Below are 21,937 nucleotides of genomic sequence, written 5' to 3'. Positions count from 1 at the left end.
TCAAGCCTTTGGTATGGCTGGAGCGGGTGAAGGGAATCGAACCCTCGTATTCAGCTTGGGAAGCTGCTGCTCTACCATTGAGCTACACCCGCCAATGCGCCAGACATCCAACAGATGCGGGCGCGTGTCAATCCTCAAGCAAGGATACGCGCCTTCGAAAGGCGCTTATCAGCCCCGAAAATGCTTGGAGAGCTTCAGTCCCTGCGCCTGGTAATTCGATCCGACGCCAAGGCCGTAGAGCCCTTTGGGGCGCTCCATCATGTGTTCGTAGACGAGACGGCCGACGATCTGGCCATGCTCGAGGATGAAGGGCACCTCGTGGCTGCGAACTTCGAGAACGGCGCGGCTGCCGGTGCCGCCCGCCTGAGCATGGCCGAAGCCCGGGTCGAAGAAGCCTGCATAATGAACCCGGAATTCGCCGACCAGCGGATCGAACGGTGTCATCTCCGCTGCAAACAGAGGCGGCACATGCACGGCCTCGCGAGAGACAAGGATGTAGAACTCGTCGGGATCGAGGATAAGTTCGTCAGCGCCGCGACTGTAGAGCGGCTCCCAGAAATCGTAGATGCCGTGCGCGCCCTTTCGGTCCACATCGACGACCGCCGTGTGGTGCTTGCCGCGATAGCCGATGAGCCCGTCCACGCCGGTCCCCTTCAGGTCGATCGACAGGGCGATGCCGGCGCCGGAGACATTGGGCGTATCGCTTGCCACCAGCGTGTCCGTACGGTGCAGGTCGAGAACCTCGCTCTCGGTGAGAAGCGCATGGCCGATCCGGAAGCGGATCTGAGACAGGCGCGAGCCACGACGCACGATGACGGGAAAGGTCCGCGGGCTGATTTCGAGATAGAGGGGACCGCGATAGCCCGCCGGTATCTTGTCGAATTCCTGGGCGCGGTCGGTGATGACGCGGGTGAAGATATCGAGCCGGCCCGTCGAACTTTTGGGGTTGGCCGAAGCCGACATAGCGGCCGGCAAATCGAGACTTTCCATCAGGGGAACGATGTAGACGCAGCCCGTTTCGAGCACGGCGCCGTCGCTCAGATCGATCACATGCAGTTTCAGGCGGTCGAGCTTGTCAGCGACGAGATGTCCCGGACCCGGCATGAAACTCGCGCGCACCCGGAAAGCGCGGGCGCCGAGCCGCAGGTCGAGGCTCGCCGGCTGGATCTGGTCCTCGTCCAGCGGACCTTCGCTCAGAAGGCGGCCGTCCTCGAACAGCGAAGCGATTGCGCTATCCGCCAGAATGCCCGTTTCGCGCGCCATGCCATCATCCTTTTTTCGAGGCCGACAAAACCAAAAACGGCCGATTGACGCAAGCGGGGCGAAGACGTATGGGAACTTATCCCGTGGTGATTTGGCCGGTCGGCTTGCAGCCACGTTAAACAAATGGCTAAAAAGACCGGGCTCGAACCGGTCTGCTTTACGCGACCGGTTTTTTTGTTTCTGGAAGGAGACAATTGATGAGCACGGCAAACAACACCTGGCGCCCGGCGACGCAGCTCGTTCACGGCGGCACCACCCGCTCCCATCACGGCGAGACATCCGAGGCGATCTTCCTCACGCAGGGCTTCGTCTACGAAACGTCGGAGGCCGCCGAAGCACGCTTCAAGGGCGAGACGGACGGCTTCATCTATGCCCGCTACGGCAGCCCGACCAACGACATGTTCGAAAGGCGCATGTGCCTGCTGGAAGGCGCCGAAGACGCGCGCGCCACGGCCTCGGGCATGGCAGCCGTCTCAGCGGCTATCCTCTGCCAGCTGAAGGCAGGCGATCATATCGTTGCCGCGCGGGCGCTCTTCGGCTCATGCCGCTGGGTCGTGGAAACGCTCGCGCCGTCCTACGGCATCGAATGCACGCTGGTCGATGGGCGCTTCATCGAGAACTGGGAAAAGGCGATCCGTCCGAATACCAAGGTCTTCTTTCTGGAAAGCCCGACCAACCCGACGCTGGAGGTGGTCGATATCGCCGCCGTGGCGAAGCTTGCCGATGCAGCCGGCGCCAAGCTGGTGGTGGACAACGTCTTTGCAACGCCCCTCCTGCAAAAGCCGCTCGAACTTGGCGCACATGTCGTCGTCTATTCCGCAACCAAGCACATCGATGGTCAGGGCCGCTGCCTTGGTGGCGTCATCCTGTCGTCAAAGGACTGGATCGACGAGCATCTGCACGACTACTTCCGCCATACGGGCCCTGCCCTGTCGCCGTTCAACGCCTGGACATTGCTGAAGGGTATTGAGACCCTGCCGTTGCGTGTGCGCCAGCAGAGCGAGAACGCGGCGAAGGTGGCCGATTTCCTCGCCGAGCAGAGTCAGGTCGCCCGCGTGATCTATCCCGGCAGGTCAGACCACCCGCAGGCCGACATCATCGCAAAACAGATGAAGGGCGGCTCCACGTTGGTCTGCTTCGAGATGAAGGGCGGCAAGAAAGCAGCGTTCGCGCTGCAGAACGCGCTCGATATCGTCAAGATTTCGAACAATCTCGGCGACAGCAAGAGCCTGATCACGCATCCGGCGACGACGACGCACAAGAACCTCAACGAGGAAGCCCGCGCCGAACTCGGCATCTCCGACGGCACCGTGCGTCTGTCGGCCGGGATCGAGGACAGCGCGGACCTGATCGAGGATTTCGCCCGGGCACTCAAGGCCGTTTCGGCCTGAGTCACCTCTTCTGCGATCGCTGGAACGCCTGAAAATCGCGCCTCACCGGCGCGATTTTTTCTTTGTGCCGTGCTGCAACACACTTTCCGCGGGCGTTATCCTTCGGGAAACCATCTGGCGCTAGACTGGGTCAGCGACTGGAAAGGTTTTGCATCATGTATCGCGCGCTGACACGGGACATCGAAGTCACCGTAGAGCCCTATTATCTGGAGGATCAGTCCGATCCCGAGGATGGGCGCTACGTCTGGGGCTACCGGATCCTGATTTCCAACCGCTCCGTCAAGACGGTGCGGCTGATGACGCGCTACTGGCACATCACGGATGAGAACGGGCAGGTCGACGAGGTCAATGGCCCCGGCGTGATCGGCGAACAGCCCGTACTGAACCCCGGCGACACCTTCGAATACTCCTCCGGCTGCCCGCTCGATACGCCATCCGGTGTGATGTTCGGCCACTATTCGATGGAGACGACGGAGGGGGAAACCTTCACGGTCGACATTCCCGCTTTTTCGCTGGATCTACCGGGCCTCAGCCGCACGCTGAACTAACCCCCGACCAATAGTCGGGGGTCTTTCAGCGCGCCGCCACCGAGCACCTTTACTGCGGACGGACTTCCGTCGCCTCGAAGGTGTACGTGGTCGAGCAGAACTCGCAGGTCACCGAGATAACGCCATCTTCGACCGTGCTCTCGATCTCTTCCTGGCTGAAGCTGGCGAGGACATCGCGCAGCTTCTCTCGCGAGCAGGCGCACTGGTCATAGACCGCCTGCGGCGGATAGACCCGCACACCGCGCTCATGGAACAGGCGAAACAGGAGCCGTTCGGTACCGACCGTCGGGTCGGTCAGCTCGTCGGCATCGATCGTTTCCACCATCACGCGGGCTTCGTCCCAAAGATCGTCGACGCTGCCATCGAAGCTCTCGTCGCCATCGCCACCATGCAGGTCCGGCTGGCGCATGCGGTCGGGCGCTTCCGGCAGGAATTGCGCGACCATACCGCCGGCGCGCCAGCGATGACGCGGCTTGCCGTTTTCGTCGCGATCCAGAAGCTCGGCCACGCCAAGGCGTACCTTGGTCGGGATCTGCTCAGACTGGCGGAAGTAGACGCCGGCGATCTCCTCGAGCGACGCACCGTCGAGCGGCACGATGCCCTGATAGCGCTGGGTAAACTCGCCCTGATCGATGGTGAAAGCGAGAATGCCCTGTCCCAGAAGGTCCTGCGGATCGGTCTCCCCCTTCTCGATGGCGCTGGCCAGCGCCTCCTCGTCATAGCGGGCATAGGCCCGCACGCGGTCGGGTGTCGAGAAATCGGCAACGACGAGATCCACCGGACCGTCGCTCTTCGTCTGGATGATCAGCTTCCCGTCGAACTTCAGCGACGTACCGAGCAGCACGGTGAGCACCACCGTTTCGGCAACCAGGCGCGCGACCGGAAGCGGGTAATTGTGACGCTCGAGGATGGCGTCGAGCATCGGGCCGAGCTGAACGGCACGGCCGCGCACGTCGAGCCCTTCCACCTGAAAGGGCACGACGCGGTCGTCGCCCGCATAGCCGAATTCGCCGAGATCTGGTCCCTTGTCCACCATGTCCATACTCCTGATGCAAGACCCGCCGCAGCGAGCCCGAACGCAGATAACGGCGCCCCGGACACGCCCGGGAATCGCAAAGCCGCAACTCCATTCTATTGGATTCATAAGAAATGCCAGCGAAAACCGTGGCATTCCGCTTTGCACCTAGATCGGTGGCCGGATGCCGGTTTTCAAGGTTCAGCGCTTTGCGTCACGTCGATACGCTCAGAGAGCGCCAAGGCACCAGGCAAGGATCGACTTCTGGGCATGAAGGCGGTTTTCCGCTTCATCGAACACGACGGACTGGCGGCCGTCGATCACCTCGTCGGTGACCTCTTCACCGCGATGCGCCGGCAGGCAGTGCATGAACAGCGCGTTCTCGTCCGCCTTCGACATCAGGGCGGCGTTGACCTGATAGGGCTGGAAGACATTATGGCCGCGGGCGCGATGTTCCTGGTTCATCGATACCCAGGTGTCGGTCACCACGCAATCGGCGCCGGCGACCGTCTTTTCCGGATCATGCGACAGGACGACATCGCCGCCATTGTTGCGCGCCCAGTTCAGGATCTTGTCGTCGGGCTCGGAGCCGAGCGGCACGGCCATCTTCATCGTGTAGCCGAACCGAGCCGAACCTTCGATGAAGGAATGCAGCACATTGTTGCCGTCGCCGGTCCAGGCGATGGTCTTGCCTTTTACGGGGCCATTATGCTCCTCGAAGGTCATGATGTCGGCCATGATCTGGCAAGGATGCGTCGTATCCGTCAGCGCGTTGATGACGGGCACTGTCGCGTGTTCCGCAAGCTCCAGAAGACGGCTGTGATCCGTGGTGCGGATCATGATCGCATCGACATAACGCGAGAGAACCTTGGCGGTGTCGCCGATGGTCTCGGCGCGACCGAGCTGCATTTCCGTGCCCGACAGGAACAGCGTCTCGCCGCCAAGCTGGCGCATGCCGACATCGAAGGATACGCGGGTCCGGGTCGATGGCTTTTCGAAGATCATGGCCAGCATCTTGCCGGCCAGCGGCTTCTCGGCTGTTCCGGCCTTGGTCGCTGCCTTTCGCACCCGCGCATCATCGATGATGGAGCGCAGATTCTCTGCCGACATGGCGGAGAGATCGAGGAAGTGCCGGGTATCAGCCATGGAAATGCGGTGTCCTGTCCTTGTCCCGTTACGGGCTTTCAGCCCCCTGTCAGGGCCTGGGGTTTCGGTAATTCTGGTTGTCCGTATTCTGGTGCCGTGAGGGGCGCGACCTTAAGCGGTCGCGCGCTGCTTCACGGCCGTCAGCGTCTCGCTGGCGCGCTCGATGCGAGCAAGACCCTCGCGGGCTTCCTCTGCTGTGGTGATCAGCGGCGGAAGCAGGCGAATGACGTTTTCGCCGGCAGGCACCGCCAGCATCTTCTCCGCCCGGATCGCCTTCAGCAACTCGGCGGAGGGAACAGCTGCCTTGATGCCGAGCATGAGGCCTTCGCCGCGGATCTCCTCGATCACATCGGGGAAGCGGTCGGCAAGCGACGCCAGGCCCTGGCGGAAGACGAGCGCGACGTCACGGACGTGCTCAAGGAAGCCTTCCCCGAGAACGACGTCGAGCACGGCATTGCCGACGGCCATGGCCAGCGGATTGCCGCCGTAGGTCGAGCCATGCGTGCCGGCAACCATGCCGGATGCAGCCTCCTCCGTCGCAAGGCAGGCGCCGAGCGGGAAACCGCCGCCGATCCCCTTGGCAGCAGCCAGAATATCCGGTTCGATGCCGGACCACTCATAGGCGAAGAGCTTGCCGGTCCGGCCGACGCCGCACTGGACCTCGTCGAAGATCAGCATCAGGCCGTACTCGTCGCAAAGATCGCGCAGCGCCTGAAGGAAAGCCTTGGGCGCGGGCCGAATGCCGCCCTCGCCCTGGATCGGCTCGATCAGGATCGCAGCCGTCTCCTCGGTGATCGCATCCTTGACGGCATCGAGATCGCCGAAGGGGACCTGCACGAAGCCGGGCGCCTTGGGGCCGAAGCCTTCGAGATATTTGGCCTGTCCGCCGGCTGCGATGGTCGCCAGCGTGCGCCCGTGGAACGCGCCTTCGAAGGTGATGACATGGAAACGCTCCGTCCGGCCCTTGGCGAACTGGTAGCGGCGCGCCGTCTTGATAGCGCACTCCAGCGCTTCCGCACCCGAATTGGTGAAGAAAACCTTGTCGGCAAAGGTGCTATCCGTCAGGCGCTTGGCAAGCTTCTCCTGGCCGGGAATCTCGTAGAGGTTGGAAAGATGCCAGACCTTGTCGGCCTGATCCTTCAGCGCTGCCACCAGATGCGGATGAGCGTGGCCGAGCGAATTCACTGCGACACCGGCTGCGAAATCGAGATAGCGCGATCCATCTTCCGCCACCAGCCAGACACCCTCGCCGCGCTCGAAGCGCAGCGGCGCGCGCATATAGGTCTCATAAAGCGGGGTAGCCTCGGCCATCGTGCCAATCTCCTCGTCCTGTCCGCGCGGGTTGCGGGAGGTTCGATCTGTTTTTTGCAGAGACCGGTATCGCCGGTCCGGAATGAAAAATACCGCCTTGACGGCGGCGAGCGCACTATCGGTATTTCAGGTGCCGCTGTCAACAAAAGTCCCGGAATGACGGCCTTGTTATGCGTTTTTCGGATGCGATGCTTCGAGGAGAAAATGCCTTGCAAATATATCACGCCGTGGCAGCAAGTTGGGGAAAACCCAAAAATCGATTCGGGTCGATTCACCGGACTCTTGTCACGGAGTCACCCCGTCTCTAGGTTAGCAAATAATTGCTAGACGCATGCGGCGGACCTAGTCACCAAAAGAGTCAAGGCGTTGCAGCTTCGGATCCATCCGGGGCGCGGTGAAGGATTCGTCCTTTATGAACGGCCTGGAACGGAGACGACCATGAACTGGACTGACGAGCGGGTGGAGAGACTGAAGAAGCTCTGGGCCGAGGGCTTGAGCGCAAGCCAGATCGCGGCGCAGCTCGGTGGCGTCAGCCGCAACGCCGTCATCGGCAAGGTTCACCGTCTGTCGCTTCCCGGTCGCGCCAAGGCCGGCGGCGCCGCACCGAGCGCAACCCGCCCCAAGCGCCCCGTGGTCGTCGCACGCCCGGCAGCACCGGAAGCCGTCGTAGCCAATGCCGTACCGCGCGCTGCACCGTTGCGCCCGATGGCACGCCCGGCAAACACGATGAACGTCATCGAAGATTCCGAAAGCGCCTTCGCACCCGAAACCGCACTGGCGGTAACCGGCAGCGGCACGAACGGCGCAACGGGCAGCAACGTCGTCGTACCGATGTCGCGCAAGCTCGTTCTGACCCAGCTCACCGACCGCACCTGCAAATGGCCGATCGGCGACCCGATGAAGGACGAGTTCCACTTCTGCGGCAACGATTCCCCGGATAGCTCGCCCTACTGCACTTTCCACGCCAAGCTGGCTTACCAGCCCTCGGCCGAGCGCCGCCGCGCGCGTTAAGCGCCCGACGCTCTCTGGCAGACCCAAACGAAACGCCTTCTTCGTGCTCGCGAAGAAGGCGTTCTGCATTCGTGCTGATAATGGATGATGCTCGTTGCTTCGGAGGCAAGGCCACGTCTGCACTTGCCCGTCTGACCCTTCGAAGGCTCACGGGCACCGTGCATCATGAGGCGCATCCCCGTTCGCTGTAGGGCTTTAATGTTCCGGCACGATGTCATGCGGAAGACGATCCCGACGCCGGGAGATCTGCCACGCGCCTCCGGTGCGATGCGGAGGACTGTCAGCTCTCCAGCGAGTAGCCCGCGCCACGCACCGTGCGGATGACGTCCTGCATGTTGGAGAAGTTGAGGGCCTTGCGGAGGCGCCCGACATGGACGTCGACAGTGCGTTCGTCAACGTAGATGTCATGACCCCAGACGCCGTCGAGAAGCTGCGAGCGCGAGAAGACGCGGCCGGGCGAGGCCATGAAGAATTCGAGGAGACGGAACTCCGTCGGTCCAAGGCGGACTTCACGGGTCTTGCGGTGAACGCGGTGTGTTTCGCGGTCGAGTTCGATATCGCCGCATTTCAGAAGCGAGGACAGGACTTCGGGACGCGCGCGTCTCAGCATGGCCTTCACCCGTGCGATCAGCTCGGGCGTCGAGAACGGCTTTACGACATAATCGTCCGCGCCGGTGGCAAGGCCGCGAACCCGTTCGCTCTCTTCGCCACGTGCCGTCAGCATGATGATCGGAAGGCGCTCCGTCTCGCTGCGCTGGCGCAGGCGGCGGCAAAGCTCGATGCCGGACACGCCGGGCAGCATCCAGTCGAGAATCAGGAGATCGGGGAGCCGCTCTTGCAGCCGCATCTCCGCCTCGTCGCCCCGGTTGATGGTGTCGACATCGAAGCCTTCGGCCTCAAGATTGTAACGCAGGAGGACGCTCAGCGCTTCTTCATCTTCGACAACGGCAATTTTCGGCTGCATTTCTGGACTCCGTAGTATCCTCGTCACGCGACAAGGCTCTCGCCAGATCCCGAAGGCGGCGATCATTTTGGACAGTTTTCATGCGTGGCGGTGAAAGACCGCCATTGCGGCTGCACATCCTTCAGCCGAACCTTCATGCGGTCTTGCGACCCGAGGTAATGGCGCGGAAGCGTGGTGCTCCCGCGCCACGCGCTCATGTGGCGAGTGCGCCGACGGTGTTCGACGAGTCGTCCTTCGGACGTTCGCCCAGCGGCTGCGCACCGGTCGTCATGTAGTAGATCGTCTCGGCGATGTTGGTCGCGTGGTCGCCGATGCGCTCGATGTTCTTGGCGCAGAACAGCAGATGCGTGCACGGCGTGATGTTGCGCGGATCTTCCATCATGTAGGTCAGGAGCTCGCGGAACAGCGACGTGTAGATCGCGTCGATTTCGCCGTCGCGCTCGCGGATCGCCTTCGCCTTTTCGGCCGAACGGGATGCGTAGACATCCAGAACTTCCTTCAGCTGCATCAGCGTCAGTTCGGCCAGATGCTCGATGCCGCGAGCCAGCTGCCGCGGCAGGCTGGCGCTGGAGACGGCGATGACGCGCTTGGCCGTGTTCTTGCCGAGATCGCCCACACGCTCCAGATCGGCCGCGATGCGGATCGATCCCATGATCTCCCGCAGGTCGGCCGCCATCGGCTGGCGCTTGGCGATCGTCACGATCGCTTTCTCGCCGATCTGACGCTCGGCATCGTCGAGCACGACGTCGTCGGAGATGACCTTCTGGGCAAGGCCCAGATCGGCGTTGACGAGAGCGCGAACGGATTCGGCCACCATCTGCTCGGCAAGGCCACCCATTTCGGAGATACGGCGGCTCAGATATTTCAGGTCTTCGTCATAGACGGATACGATATGGGTTGCCATGGATCCTGTCCTTGGAGTTCGGTCACGGGCGCAGTGCTGTCGGTCTGGCGACCGGTCAGCCGAAGCGGCCCATGATGTAATCCTGGGTGCGCTGGTCATCCGGATTGGTGAACATCTTGTCGGTGTCGTTCTCCTCGACGAGATTGCCGAGGTGGAACATGGCGGTGCGCTGCGAGACGCGGGCGGCCTGCTGCATGGAGTGCGTGACGATGACGATCGTGTAATTGGCGCGCAGTTCGTGGATCAGCTCCTCGACTTTGGCGGTCGCGATCGGGTCGAGCGCCGAGCAGGGCTCATCCATGAGGATGACCTCGGGACTGACGGCAACGGCCCGCGCAATGCAGAGACGCTGCTGCTGGCCGCCGGAGAGGCCGGTGCCGGACTCGTGCAGGCGGTCCTTCACTTCGTTCCAGAGGCCGGCCTTCTGCAGGCTCTGCTCGACGATGGCGTCGAGTTCGGCCTTGCTGCGGGCGAGGCCATGGATCTTCGGGCCGTAGGTTACGTTTTCGTAGATCGACTTCGGAAACGGATTCGGCTTCTGGAAGACCATGCCGACGCGGGCCCGCAGTTCGACCACGTCGATCGAGGGATCGTAGATATCACCATCGTCGAGCGTGATCTTGCCGGTGACCCGGCAGTGATCGATCGTATCGTTCATGCGGTTCAGGGTCCGCAGGAAGGTCGACTTGCCACAGCCGGAGGGGCCGATCAGCGCGGTGACCGTGTTTTCGCGGATGTTGAGGTTCACGTCGAACAGCGCACGCTTTTCGCCGTAGTAGACCGACACATCCTTGCCGATCATCTTGTGAGGGACAGCATTCATCTTCTGATCGACCGCCTTTTCGAGAGTCGCTTCTGACATCATGTTCATTGTTTTCTACCTCACTACCAGCGTCGTTCAAAGCGGCGCCGCAACAGGATTGCGCCAAGGTTCATGACCACCAGGAAGATCAGGAGCACGATGATCGCGCCGGAGGTCCGTTCGACAAATGCACGTTCGGCTTCGTTGGCCCACATGTAGATCTGGACCGGCAGTGCCGTTGAAGGTTCGAGCGGCGAGCCCGGGAAATCGACCACGAAGGCCACCATGCCGATGAGAAGCAATGGCGCGGTTTCGCCGAGCGCATGCGCAAGGCCAATAATGGTCCCCGTGAGGATACCGGGCATGGCAAGCGGCAGCACGTGGTGGAAGATCGTCTGCATCTTCGAAGCGCCGAGGCCGAGGGCCGCAGCCCGGATCGACGGCGGCACGGCTTTCAGCGCCGCACGCGTGGCGATGATGATCGTGGGCAGCGTCATCAGCGTGAGGACGAGACCGCCGACGAGTGCTGCCGAGCGGGGCATGCCGGCAAAGTTGATGAAGATCGACAGGCCGAGCAGACCGTAGACGATGGAGGGAACGGCCGCGAGGTTGTTGATGTTCACCTCGATGAGGTCGGTCAACTTGTTCTTCGGTGCGAACTCTTCGAGGTAGATCGAGGCGGAGACCCCGATCGGCAGCGCAAGAGCCAGGACGATCAGCATCATGTAGAGCGAGCCGAGTGCCGCGACGCCGATGCCGGCGGCTTCGGGACGCGAGGATGCACCCGATGTGAAGAGGCCCGTATTGAAGGACTTCGTCATCGCGCCGTCCTGCGCAAGCGTCTGCATCCAGCCGAGCTGCTTGTCCTTCACCTTGCGGTTGGCTTCATCGACCGTCACGTCGATCTGGCCCTTGTTGGCCGAGTCGATGTTGCCTTCCGCAAGCAGAGCCACAGTCACCGTCTGCCCGATGATCGCAGGATTGGCGACGACGACGTCGCGGAGCTGCGTGCGGGCGCTGGCCGAGACCATGTCGGTCGCGAGCTTCACGTCCGCTCGGTTGGCAGGGTCGATACCGAGCTTCTGAACCAGCGCATCGCGCACCAGCAGCGGATAGTTCGCGGTCATCAGCTTGGCCGGGTTATCAGCCCGTTCGTTCTTCGGATCGATGACCTGTTCGCTGAACGTGATCGGCAGGACGATCTCGGTCTGCAGGAAGGCCGTGTAGCCCTTGGAAACCACGGTCCAGAGCAGAAGGCCCAGGAAGAAGATGCCGATGGAGATGGCGCCGATGCCATAGGCCCGGAAGCGGCGCTCTGCGGCGTAGCGGCGCTTGATGCCGATATCGCGACGGGTGGATGCGGGACGCTGCGACGCACCGGCGAGCGATGAGGTCATGTCGGTCATTCGTACTGTTCCCGGTATTTGCGCACGATGTAGAGCGCGTAAATGTTGAGGCAGAGCGTGATGGCGAAGAGCGTGATGCCAAGCGCAAAGGCGACGAGGGTCTGCGGAGAGGTGAACTCCAGGTCGCCCGTCAGCTGGTTGACGATCTTCACCGTGACGGTCGTCATCGGCTCGAAGGGATTGATCTGCATGCGGGCGGCGACACCGGCCGCGAGCACCACGATCATGGTCTCGCCGACGGCACGGGATGCCGTGAGCAGAAGAGCGCCGACGATGCCGGGAAGAGCGGCGGGCAGGACGACGCGCTTGATCGTTTCCGACCGCGTGGCACCGAGACCGAGCGAGCCGTCGCGCAGCGAGCCGGGAACCTGGGTGATGATGTCATCCGACAGGGAGGACACGAAGGGGATCAGCATGATGCCCATGACGATGCCGGCCGTGAGAACGCTCTGTGCCTGAATGAAGCTGGCGTAGTTGCCGGTGACGAGGCCGTTCAGCTGGCCCGAGATATCGCGCAGGAACGGGCCGACCGTGACGAGGGCGAAGAAGCCGTAGACGATGGTCGGGATGCCGGCGAGGATTTCAAGCAGAGGTTTGGCGATCGAGCGCACCGTGTTGCTGGCATATTCCGCCATGTAGATGGCGGCGAACAGACCGACCGGCACGGCAAAGAGCATGGCAACGAAGGCGATGTAGAGCGTGCCGGCAAGGAGCGGCAGGAGGCCGAACTGGCCAGCCTGACCTGCTTGACCGGCTGCGGCGAAGCGCGGATCCCAGACCGTGCCGAAGAAGAACTCCGTCGGCGATACCGATGCGAAGAAGCGCAGCGCTTCCGACAGCATGGAGCCGATGATGCCGATGGTGGTGAGAATGGCGATGGAGGAAGCAAGGATCAAGCCGCCGAGAATGACCTGCTCGACCCGGTTGCGGGCCCGGAAGCGCTGCGAGATGCCGCGGAGCGCCAGGAGCGTTCCGCCGATAGCCAGCAGCAGCACGACACCGGCCATGGCAAGATGACTGTTCGCCGTCATTCTGTTGAAGGTCGTGGCGGACTCGATCATCCAGGGCTCGCCGGCGCCGGCCAGCGGAATGCCCTTGGCGCCCATCGCGTCGCGAAGATTGATGGCACCGCTGTCAAGCGCGCTGCGCTCGGCGTCGGAGAGAAGGGCGAGACCCCGCGCGACCGACTTGACCTGGCCAAGCGCGAGCTGTGCCGGCGCGCTGCCCTGATTCAGGACATCGGTCGGCAGATGGAAGAGAACGCTGCGATCGATCATCGGCGGCGCGGCAACGAGCCAGACAGCGAGCACGAGGAGCGACGGAAGCAGGGCCCAGATGGCGGCGTAGCTGCCGTGATACCCGGGAAGGGAATGCAGAGAGGAAAGCTTGCCGCCGGCAGTCGCCATGGCTCGCGATCGGCCCATGACGAAGGCGGATGCGCCAACGAGCAGGACGAGAAGAAAGAGGAGAGATGCGCTCATGGTCTGGGTCCCCCGGTCGTTTCACGACATCGCATACTGCAAGATCGGACGCCGGCCATTCGAACGTTCGGGCTCCCGCACGGCGCGCAGGCGCCGTGCGGGTTGATCCTCAAGAGACAGGGTCTCCGGATCGGCTCCTATTACAGCAGTGTGCCGTCGGTGAAAGCCTTGCGGTCAGCTTCGCGCTCTGCATCCGGTGCGGATACGAGGCCATAGGCCGACAGCGGGCTTTCCGGGCCGACCATCTGGTCGTCGAGGAAGAATTCAACGAATTCCTTCAGGCCGGGGATAACGCCGAGATGCGCCTTCTTGACGTAGAAGAACAGCGGGCGCGAGACCGGGTATTCGCCGGAAGCGATCGTTTCCGTGGTCGGGATAACGCCGTTGACGGTGGCGACCTTCAGCTTGTCGGCGTTGTTTTCATAGAAAGCCAGACCGAAGACGCCGATGCCGTTCTTGTTGGCAGCGATGCGGGCGAGCGTTTCCGTGTAGTCGCCGTCGATATCGACAGCCTTGCCATCCTTGCGAACGGCAACGCAGGTGCGAGCCTGTTCCTTGGCGTCGGAAACGGCAGCCTTGATGACCTCTTCAGCGCCGGAAGCCTTGCAGCCTGCATGAAGGATCTTCTCTTCGAAGACTTCGCGCGTGCCGTGCTTTTCGCCCGGGATATAGGCGGCGATTTCGGCGTCCGGCAGGCTCTTGTTGACGTCAGACCACTTCGTGTAGGGGTTCGCGACGAGCTTGCCATCAACAACGACCTGGGCTGCGAGGCCGAGGTAGAGATCCTTCGGCTCGAGCTTCAGGTCGGCATTGCCGCTGTCGGTGGCGAAGACGATGCCGTCATAGCCGATCTTGACTTCCTGCACTTCGGTCACGCCGGCCGACTTGCATTCCGCCAGTTCGCTGTCCTTGATCTTGCGCGAGGCATTGGCGATGTCGATGGTGTCAGGGCCGACGCCCTTGCAGAATTCCTTAAGGCCAGCGCCGGTGCCGCCGGATTCGACAACTGGCGTCTTGAAGTCGGGGAAGGTCTCGCCGAAGGTTTCAGCAACGATCTTGGCATAGGGAAGAACGGTGGACGAGCCAGCGATCTGGATCTGGTCGCGGGCAGCGGCAGCGCCAGCAAAGGCGACGGAAGCCACCAGGGCTGCAGCAGTCAGTTTCAGGGCGTTCATGGAATTCTCCCGGATGGGCTTGTGTGGGTGCGCTAGAGTGTCAGCGCTCGCTTTCGCCGTTTATTCTCATCGGCTGTCATTCATTAACGGCCGATGCCACAAGCTTTTATGTCAAGTTGACGAAAGATTTATGACAGTCCATCCCTTTGATTTTCATCGCGTTTTCTTTGGTAAGTCAAATACCGTCGGAATCCGCTAGAAACGGACCGTGAAAACGGTTCCCTCGCCCAGTACGGAGCGGACGATCAGCCGGGCGCGGTGCCGGGTGAGGATGTGCTTGACGATCGCAAGCCCCAGCCCGGTGCCTTTCTTGGAGCGGCTCGCCTCGACATTCACCCGGTAAAAACGTTCGGTAATGCGCGGGACATGCTCGGCGGGAATGCCCGGTCCGTGATCGCGCACCGAAACCTCGACCGGATCGCCGTTGCCGCCCGACAGCGTCACCTCGACGGTCTTGCCCTCCTGGCCATATTTGCAGGCGTTCTCCACGAGATTTTCGAACACCTCGATCAGCTCGTCGCGATCGCCCTGAACAAGGACAGGCGACGAGGGAAGGTTGAGCGAGATGGTGACGCCCAGATCCTGGGCAAGCGGGCCAAGCGTGTCGCAGACGTGGCCGAGCAAGGGCGCCAGTGCCACCTGCTCCTCCGGCGCGATGTGGGACTTGAGCTCGAGGCGGGAGAGCGACAGCAAATCGTCGACGAGGCGGCTCATCCGCGTCGCCTGCTCCAGCATGATGCCGAGGAACCGCTCGTGCGCCTTCACATCGTTGCGTGCCGGCCCCTGCAGGGTCTCGATGAAGCCGCGGAGCGAGGCAAGCGGAGTGCGCAACTCATGGCTGGCATTGGCAACGAAATCCGAGCGCATGCGATCGATGCGGCGTGCCTGCGAGATATCGCGATAGGAAACGACATAGACGGTATCGATGCTTTCCGGTGCGGAGACGTCTTTGGGCCCACCCGCCATCAGCGCAGCCGGCGCGACGCGGACGATGTAGACAGCCTCGGATGGCAGGCGCTCGGAATGCTCGATCTGGTTGATGCGGCCGGTGGCGATGGTCTCGCGCACCATATCGAGAATGCCCGGCGAGCGGACGCGGCCGGAGAGGTCGGAGTTGGCCGGAATCACACCGAAAGCCTTCTCGGCTGCCTGGTTCTGAAACAGCACGCGTTCATCGGGCGCGATGACGAGCACCGGCGTGTCCAGAGCGTCGAAGCCAGCCTCCAGCGTCGCCAGTTCGGCCTCACCGGTCGAGAGTGGCGAGGCGATGGCAACGGACGGCGTCGGCATCGCCGGCTGCCTCAGAAGCGCCAGAACAAGAACGATCCAAAATACGCCGGCAAGCACGGCGTGACCGCTGGTTGCGACCATTCCGACGCAACCGGCAAAAGTGAGGCCGAGCAGCCACTTTTCCGCCCAGATGCGGGTGGCCATTGTCCTCCAGATTGTCGTTTCCTGCACATGTCCTCCCGACGATCGCTGCCTGCCCGAACAAGCCGGGCGCGGCAGGTCCCTCCGACACACCCGCCAAGCAATGCGGCGACATCCAGCATGTAACCCGGCTTCATGACATGATTTTCACGGTGCGCTTGAAATCGCAATGGAGTTATGGCCTGCTCCCCAGCCACGGTGGCATCCGGCTCTTCCGGCGCGCCCCATCTGTCACACACGGAGACGAGCAGCATGGACGACATCAAGCCGGTCGAGATCGTCATCAACGGGAAAAAGCACCTGTTCGACGTCGACACGCCGGACCTGCCGGACTGGATCACCAAACCGGCCATGGCCTCCGGCGGCTATCCCTATGAAAAGAAACTCAACAAGGATACGTACAAAGCCGATCTCGAGAAGCTGCAGATCGAGCTCGTGAAGGTGCAAAACTGGCAGCAGGCGAGCGGCAAGCGCGTCATCGTACTGTTCGAGGGCCGCGACGCGGCCGGCAAGGGCGGCGCGATTCACGAAACACGCGCCTATATGAACCCCCGCACGGCCCGGATCGTCGCCCTGACCAAGCCGACCGAGACGGAGAGCGGACAGTGGTACTTCCAGCGTTACATCTCGCACTTCCCTACGAAAGGCGAGTTCGTGCTGTTCGACCGGTCCTGGTACAATCGTGCCGGCGTCGAGCCGGTCATGGGTTTCTGCACGCCGGCGGAGTACGAGCATTTTCTCAGGCAAGTCCCTCCCTTCGAGAAGCTGATCGTCGATGAAGGCATCGTGCTCTTCAAGATCTGGCTCGAGATCGGACAGGAAATGCAGCTGATGCAGTTTCATCAGCGCCGTCACGACCCGCTGAAGGTGTGGAAGCTCTCGCCGATGGATATCGAGGCCCTGTCGCGATGGGACGACTATACCGAGAAGCGCGACCGGATGTTGAAGGAAACGCACAAGGGCAAGGCACCCTGGACCGTGATCCTCGGCAATGACCGCCGTCGCGCCCGGCTCAACCTGATCCGCCACATCCTCACGGGACTCGATTATACCGGCAAGGACGAGAAGGCGATCGGCGAGATCGACAGCAAAATCCTGAAATCAGGCCATGACTTTCTGAAGTCTTGATGCCTTAAGTCGGCGAACGGAACGGAGGTACCGGGATCCGGTGCCTCCGTTCCCGTTACTGTCCGGGCAGGAGCCGGATGGCGTAGAGATCGAGGCCGCCACCATTTGCGGTGACGTCGCTGTTCACGAGGATACGGCCGGGGCCGTTCGGCGAGAGCGTCCGGTCGAACGTGACCTTGAACAGCATGTCGCTCTTCTCGTCGTTAACAGTGAACCGATGCCTGCCGCAATCTCCCAGGGACGCGAAATCGCATTCCACCGAAAACTGGGTCGGCTTGCCGTTTGCCGATTGCACGCTGAGAGCAATGGTCGAGGTCTGGCCCGACATGCGCTGCAATGCGGACGCCGGCACATCGATGGCGACGTTTCCGCTGTTATCACCCGCGCCGGACGCAATGCGCAGGCGCACGCCACTTTCGTCGCGCACGACCTCGGTGCGCGCGCGTGCACCCGGCGTGACGCCACTCGTGGCGGTCGGCAGATAGAGATCGATCCAATCCGCCGTGAAACCGGCCTGGGCACCGAGCGTTCGCAGGCCCGCCCCGCCATCGAAATCCTCCGCGGCCACCGTAGGCGGCGGCGCCGGCTGCCCCTGCGGGCGCTCCAGGAGCCCCGTACTCATCACCCACCACGTCGCGCTGCCGACGGCCGCGACAAGCACGGCCGTCACCATGAGAATGGACGCGATACGCCCGCCGCGCCCACGACGCCTGCGGGGCACCAGCGGCTCCGCACCGGGAAGGCCGAGGTCGTTGACGGCATCCCGCGCCTGCGCGCCCGGCCGCTGGGCATCGCGAACCGGCGCCACCATCGGCGTGGGCGCTCCCGCAAAGGCCGCATCGTCGCGATCAGGGTGAAGCGCATGATGCTCCTCCCTCGCATCTCCGCGGGGTTCATCCAGATCGGGGGCATCGAACGAGGGAGCGTTGTTCCGGGAGGACGGATGCTCGGGTTTCACCTCGGCGAAACCAGGCTCCTGCCGCTCTCCGTTACGCCCGCCCGCCCGCTGCTCCGCGCGCGGCGTGTCGGTCACGGCCACCCTCGGCTCGGCTGCCGACACGGGCTCTTGCGGAGAAACCGGGGGAGGAGAGCTCTGAGATGAAGAGACGGGCGAATGAACGACCGACAGATCGCGAAGAGCTGCCCGCTCCTGCTGTTCGATCGCGTGAATGGTGACTTCCAGCCGGTGCCGCTGCTGGGACACGACGGCTTCGTCCTGAACGTTCTGCTTGCGCAGGCCGGCTTCGAGCGCATTTCTTGCCGACTGGTAGATCCGCGCACGGGTTTCCGCACTTGCCCGGTCGGAGCGCTCCAGCGCCTGTTTGATGGCCGTTTCCAGTCCGCTCACGGTAATCCCTTGCCACCTTGGGCCTGGGCTTCGGTCACTCCGGACAATGCGGGCGCCAAAACACAGGAAAGCACGTTTACTTTTCGGTAACGATTGACGTCTCGTTACGCAAGTCTGCGGAACGCACATAGGCTGGTATGAGCATCTTTCCAACTTTTCCGGCGCGGTTTTGACCGGCATCCCCGGCTCAAGCAGCTGAAAAGCAACGGATCTATAAGTCGGTGCAGTCTTCGGAAAGGCCGACTTCGTACGAGGCAGGACACCTGCAACATGCGTGACGGCTGCCCTGAGCTACATCTCTCGATCCCCTCTTGTCAGACCCATCATCCCGCGGCTATCTTCCGTTTACGCAAACGTCAATCAAGAGAGACCGCCATGGCCCTGCCGCCGATCCTTTCGCGTCTTCGCATTCCCGTCGTATCTGCGCCTCTGTTCATCATCTCGCACCCGGCGCTGACGATCGCCCAGTGCAAGGCAGGCGTCGTCGGCTCCTTCCCGGCGCTCAATGCACGACCGGAAGCGCAACTCGACGAGTGGCTGGCGATGATTACGGAGGAACTCGCTGCTTACGACAAGGCGAACCCGGATAATCCCTCCGCGCCCTTTGCCGTCAACCAGATCGTGCACCGCTCCAACACCCGGCTGGAGCACGACTTGATGCTCTGTGCGAAGTACAAGGTGCCGATCGTCATCTCTTCGCTCGGCGCGGTGCCGGAGGTGAACGCAGCCGTGCATGGCTACGGCGGAATCGTGCTGCACGATGTGATCCACGACCGGCACGCGCGCTCCGCCATCAACAAGGGCGCGGACGGACTGATCGCCGTTGCCGCCGGCGCCGGCGGCCACACCGGCGCACTGTCACCCTTTGCGCTCATCCAGGAAATCCGCAGCTGGTTCTCCGGCCCGCTCCTCTTGTCCGGCGCCATCGCCAATGGCGGCGCAGTGCTTGCGGCTCAGGCGATGGGTGCGGATCTCGCCTATATCGGGTCGGCCTTCATCGCCACCGAGGAAGCCAGAGCGAGCGACGGGTACAAGCAGATGATCGTCGACAGCAAGGCGAAAGACATCGTGGAAACGCCGCACTTCACCGGCGTCAACGGCAATTACCTCCGCCCTTCGATTGCCGCCGCCGGTCTGGACGCCGACAACCTGCCCGTCGCCGATGCCGCGACGATGGATCTGGAGGCCGCCGTCGGCACCGGCGCGAAAGCCTGGCGCGACATCTGGGGCTCCGGTCAGGGTATCGGCGCCATCACCGCCGTCACCCCGGTTGCTACGCTCGTCGAGCGCCTGGAAACGGAATACAACGCAGCCCGTGCCCGGCTCTCGCTGTAGCGGCTCTATCCCTACCAGGCGGGCGGCACCAATCTCTCAAGACCGCCCGCATCAGTTTTTCGGATGACAGACGAAGAGACCGCTTGAATTCCCCGAACTTTGCAGGTATCAGCCCCTCACAACACAGGCTGAACCCTCCGGTTCGCCCGGTGAGCCGCTTTAGCTCAGGTGGTAGAGCACATCATTCGTAATGATGGGGTCGCAGGTTCGAGTCCTGCAAGCGGCACCATTTTCCTTCACTATTTCTCAGGATCAGCTTGGCAATTTCCGTAGACGCCTCCTGGCTTCTATGGTCATCTCGTCGCGTTGTGAGATCTACCGAGCGAAAATGTCGAAGGCAGAGCCGCTGTGAGTGCCGCTCCGCCTTCGAGATCGTTTTCAGCGCTGAGGTGTAAGCGTCAGGCCGCGGTGATGGCTTTTTCGATATCCTGGATCGAGTGACCTGTGAGATCCTTATCCAGTTCACCGACAAGCACGTCGGAAAGGGCCTTGTGATAACCCTTTCGGAGCTCACCCAGCGTGCGTGGCGCCGCGATGATCACGAGCTTCTTGATTTTCCCGTCGAGCACGCGCTTGTTCAGAAGATCCACCACGCCCGCGGTGAAGCCGTCTTCATCCTGCTGACCATCGCTCGGATTGGCGGAGCTGCTGGAATGGCGGCCTCCCGAGGAGATTTTCGAATCGTCGATCTCAGCGTCGGGCAAGGCTTTCAGCTGAATATCGGATGCCTGGCCGTCGTTCCTGAAAAGAGCGAGCTTTTTGCCATCGGCGACAGCGACGACGGTATTCTGGGGAAGGTCCATAATTTACTCCGTTGGCATGACGCATCGGCTCGGCGGTTTTGCCGTTCTTTGCGCATATGCGATAGAAGCACGCCAAACGGCTTTTCGTTCCGCCGCCGGTGTTTCGCATGAGACGATAGAATAGATCGCGCAGCACGCGGTCGCACCGAACGACGATCCGGATATTCGCTAAGACTGTCAAAATGTCTTGGTGTTTCTGAGGTTGCCGTATCGTCAGGAAACACAGGCTTCAAGATGCCCTCGTGTAGAACCGGCCCTCTCAGTCGATCCACTCGTTGCTGAAGGTCAGGCGTGCGATGGTTATCGTTCTGCCCGTCTCGTCGCGCACGGTCAGCGCGATGGTGCCGTTGCGGGATTCCGGCATTTCATCCCGGGCGATGTCGCCGAGGATGCGGGCGACTTCCATGGCGACGGACTCGCGCGAGGCCATCTCCTGGCCCTCTTCGTCCAGCACCGGCCCATCTCCATTGTGAAGATCGAAGAAGTAGCGGCTCATCACATGTCTCGATGTTCTTATCACGCAGTTCGTCACGCTAAGCCGGAGATGAAACTTTTGTTCCGGTCCTGTCGAGCATGCGGCCGTAAAACATGAAGAGGGTGATCCCGGCCTGCTTTTTGCGCTTGCCGTATTTCAAGGACCGCTGTTTAGAATGCGGCGCGGCGCCCTGTCTGAAACTTTATCCTGTTTCATATGTTGCTTTTTCCGGGTCGCGCGGCTTGTCTGTACGGGTTCATTCTTGAAGGCCTCCATTGTGATCGACATTCTCATTCAGAACCTCGCCAACCACGACATCGTGTCGGAGGATGAACGGAGCCTTCTGAGATCTCTTGCCGCACGCGAGCGCGCCTACGAGGTGGATGAGGATCTCGTATCGGAGAACACGCGGCCCTCCTACAGCACGCTCCTGACCGACGGCTTTGCGGCACGCTACAAGCTGACGCCGGATGGTACACGGCAGATCACGGCGCTGCACGTTCCCGGCGACTTTGTCGATCTGCATGCCTTCCTTCTGAAAACGATGGATCACGGAATTATCGCGCTATCCCCCTGCCGTGTCATGCAAATCGACCATGACGAGCTGGAAACCGTAACGGAAAAGGCGCCGCACCTGACGCGCCTGCTCTGGCTGAAGACGATTATCGACGGTGCCATTCATCGCGAATGGATCGTCGCCATGGGCCGCCGGTCGAAACGTGCGCATCTCGCCCATCTGCTCTGCGAACTGCACATGCGGCTGCAGGCCATGGGGCTGACACAGGATCTGAGCTTCCACTTCCCTTTGTCGCAAGGAGAGATGGCCGACGTGCTCGGATTGTCGCTCGTTCACATGAACCGCACGATCCAGAACTTGCGGAAGGAAGGCCTGATCAGCTGGATCAATCATACGGTGACGATCCTCGACTGGAACGAACTGCGTGAGATCGCCGATTTCGATCCGACCTATCTCAGCCTGACCGTCGAGCCTCGTTGAGAG

At 62.1% G+C, this 21,937-nt stretch carries 20 protein-coding genes, 2 tRNA genes and 1 riboswitch; of the genes, 7 read left to right on the top strand and 15 right to left on the bottom strand.

Annotated features, from left to right (window positions below; translation table 11 throughout):
• Positions 1 to 18: 18 nt before the first annotated feature.
• Positions 19 to 92: transfer RNA gene (locus tag BSG19_RS07565), tRNA-Gly, on the bottom strand.
• Between the two features lie 76 nt (positions 93 to 168).
• On the bottom strand, positions 169 to 1,263 hold the full coding sequence (locus BSG19_RS07560) for a 2'-deoxycytidine 5'-triphosphate deaminase (RefSeq protein WP_092986432.1): 1,095 nt from the start codon (positions 1,261 to 1,263) through the stop codon (positions 169 to 171).
• Positions 1,264 to 1,336: 73 nt separating this feature from the next.
• Positions 1,337 to 1,415, top strand: a riboswitch (SAM riboswitch).
• 45 nt (positions 1,416 to 1,460) lie between these two features.
• On the opposite strand from BSG19_RS07560, the gene BSG19_RS07555 reads away from it, so the two are divergent.
• Together BSG19_RS07555 and apaG are read left to right on the top strand one after the other, a co-directional pair.
• Positions 1,461 to 2,654 (top strand): O-succinylhomoserine sulfhydrylase, encoded by a 1,194-nt coding sequence (locus tag BSG19_RS07555; protein WP_092986430.1) that lies wholly within the window; start codon positions 1,461 to 1,463, stop codon positions 2,652 to 2,654.
• A 155-nt stretch (positions 2,655 to 2,809) separates the two neighbouring features.
• Positions 2,810 to 3,202 (top strand): Co2+/Mg2+ efflux protein ApaG, encoded by a 393-nt coding sequence (gene apaG, locus BSG19_RS07550; RefSeq protein ID WP_092986428.1) that lies wholly within the window; start codon positions 2,810 to 2,812, stop codon positions 3,200 to 3,202.
• 49 nt (positions 3,203 to 3,251) lie between these two features.
• Here the strand turns inward: apaG and BSG19_RS07545 are convergent, their stop codons facing one another.
• The 3 genes from BSG19_RS07545 to BSG19_RS07535 form a co-directional block, all read right to left on the bottom strand.
• Positions 3,252 to 4,238, bottom strand: coding sequence for an Hsp33 family molecular chaperone (locus BSG19_RS07545; protein ID WP_092986426.1), 987 nt, complete (start codon positions 4,236 to 4,238; stop codon positions 3,252 to 3,254).
• Positions 4,239 to 4,445: 207 nt separating this feature from the next.
• Positions 4,446 to 5,363 (bottom strand): ornithine carbamoyltransferase, encoded by a 918-nt coding sequence (gene argF, locus BSG19_RS07540; protein ID WP_092986424.1) that lies wholly within the window; start codon positions 5,361 to 5,363, stop codon positions 4,446 to 4,448.
• A 111-nt stretch (positions 5,364 to 5,474) separates the two neighbouring features.
• On the bottom strand, positions 5,475 to 6,674 hold the full coding sequence (locus BSG19_RS07535; protein WP_092986422.1) for an aspartate aminotransferase family protein: 1,200 nt from the start codon (positions 6,672 to 6,674) through the stop codon (positions 5,475 to 5,477).
• A 438-nt stretch (positions 6,675 to 7,112) separates the two neighbouring features.
• On the opposite strand from BSG19_RS07535, the gene BSG19_RS07530 reads away from it, so the two are divergent.
• Positions 7,113 to 7,685 (top strand): GcrA family cell cycle regulator, encoded by a 573-nt coding sequence (locus BSG19_RS07530; protein ID WP_092986420.1) that lies wholly within the window; start codon positions 7,113 to 7,115, stop codon positions 7,683 to 7,685.
• A gap of 280 nt (positions 7,686 to 7,965) precedes the next feature.
• On the opposite strand, the gene phoB is transcribed toward BSG19_RS07530, so the two are convergent.
• The 7 genes from phoB to phoR form a co-directional block, all read right to left on the bottom strand.
• Positions 7,966 to 8,649, bottom strand: coding sequence for a phosphate regulon transcriptional regulator PhoB (gene phoB / locus BSG19_RS07525; protein ID WP_092986418.1), 684 nt, complete (start codon positions 8,647 to 8,649; stop codon positions 7,966 to 7,968).
• Between the two features lie 193 nt (positions 8,650 to 8,842).
• Positions 8,843 to 9,553: a phosphate signaling complex protein PhoU gene (phoU, locus tag BSG19_RS07520; RefSeq protein ID WP_092986416.1), complete on the bottom strand. Its 711-nt coding sequence runs from the start codon at positions 9,551 to 9,553 to the stop codon at positions 8,843 to 8,845.
• A 55-nt stretch (positions 9,554 to 9,608) separates the two neighbouring features.
• Positions 9,609 to 10,424, bottom strand: coding sequence for a phosphate ABC transporter ATP-binding protein PstB (pstB, locus tag BSG19_RS07515; protein ID WP_062470642.1), 816 nt, complete (start codon positions 10,422 to 10,424; stop codon positions 9,609 to 9,611).
• 14 nt (positions 10,425 to 10,438) lie between these two features.
• Positions 10,439 to 11,761, bottom strand: coding sequence for a phosphate ABC transporter permease PstA (gene pstA, locus BSG19_RS07510; RefSeq protein ID WP_092986414.1), 1,323 nt, complete (start codon positions 11,759 to 11,761; stop codon positions 10,439 to 10,441).
• Entirely contained in the window at positions 11,758 to 13,242 is a 1,485-nt protein-coding gene (gene pstC / locus BSG19_RS07505; protein WP_092986412.1) for a phosphate ABC transporter permease subunit PstC, read from the bottom strand. The genes pstA and pstC overlap by 4 nt, the downstream gene beginning before the upstream one ends.
• A gap of 140 nt (positions 13,243 to 13,382) precedes the next feature.
• Positions 13,383 to 14,417: a substrate-binding domain-containing protein gene (locus BSG19_RS07500; protein WP_092986410.1), complete on the bottom strand. Its 1,035-nt coding sequence runs from the start codon at positions 14,415 to 14,417 to the stop codon at positions 13,383 to 13,385.
• A 195-nt stretch (positions 14,418 to 14,612) separates the two neighbouring features.
• Entirely contained in the window at positions 14,613 to 15,851 is a 1,239-nt protein-coding gene (gene phoR, locus BSG19_RS07495) for a phosphate regulon sensor histidine kinase PhoR (RefSeq protein ID WP_092986408.1), read from the bottom strand.
• Positions 15,852 to 16,100: 249 nt separating this feature from the next.
• On the opposite strand from phoR, the gene ppk2 reads away from it, so the two are divergent.
• Positions 16,101 to 16,976 carry a polyphosphate kinase 2 gene (gene ppk2, locus BSG19_RS07490; protein ID WP_092986406.1) on the top strand — a complete coding sequence of 292 codons (876 nt, stop codon included), beginning with the start codon at positions 16,101 to 16,103 and terminating at the stop codon, positions 16,974 to 16,976.
• 55 nt (positions 16,977 to 17,031) lie between these two features.
• Here the strand turns inward: ppk2 and BSG19_RS07485 are convergent, their stop codons facing one another.
• On the bottom strand, positions 17,032 to 18,324 hold the full coding sequence (locus BSG19_RS07485) for a hypothetical protein (RefSeq protein WP_092986404.1): 1,293 nt from the start codon (positions 18,322 to 18,324) through the stop codon (positions 17,032 to 17,034).
• A 375-nt stretch (positions 18,325 to 18,699) separates the two neighbouring features.
• On the opposite strand from BSG19_RS07485, the gene BSG19_RS07480 reads away from it, so the two are divergent.
• Both BSG19_RS07480 and BSG19_RS07475 read left to right on the top strand, forming a co-directional pair.
• Complete coding sequence (locus BSG19_RS07480; RefSeq protein WP_092986402.1) at positions 18,700 to 19,659, top strand: NAD(P)H-dependent flavin oxidoreductase; 960 nt, start codon at positions 18,700 to 18,702, stop codon at positions 19,657 to 19,659.
• 153 nt (positions 19,660 to 19,812) lie between these two features.
• Positions 19,813 to 19,888 (top strand) — tRNA-Thr (locus BSG19_RS07475).
• Between the two features lie 169 nt (positions 19,889 to 20,057).
• Here the strand turns inward: BSG19_RS07475 and BSG19_RS07470 are convergent.
• Entirely contained in the window at positions 20,058 to 20,462 is a 405-nt protein-coding gene (locus BSG19_RS07470; RefSeq protein ID WP_092986400.1) for a host attachment family protein, read from the bottom strand.
• 259 nt (positions 20,463 to 20,721) lie between these two features.
• A complete protein-coding gene (locus tag BSG19_RS07465) occupies positions 20,722 to 20,958 on the bottom strand; it encodes a DUF6894 family protein (RefSeq protein ID WP_092986398.1) in 237 nt (78 codons plus the stop codon).
• Positions 20,959 to 21,214: 256 nt separating this feature from the next.
• Between BSG19_RS07465 and BSG19_RS07460 the strand changes: the two genes are divergently transcribed.
• Positions 21,215 to 21,934: a Crp/Fnr family transcriptional regulator gene (locus BSG19_RS07460; protein ID WP_092986396.1), complete on the top strand. Its 720-nt coding sequence runs from the start codon at positions 21,215 to 21,217 to the stop codon at positions 21,932 to 21,934.
• Positions 21,935 to 21,937: the final 3 nt, after the last annotated feature.

Origin of the sequence: Rhizobium sp. NFR03, assembly GCF_900111275.1 — a bacterium.
GTDB lineage: Bacteria > Pseudomonadota > Alphaproteobacteria > Rhizobiales > Rhizobiaceae > Ferranicluibacter.
This window is presented reverse-complemented; position numbering and strand designations above follow the sequence as displayed.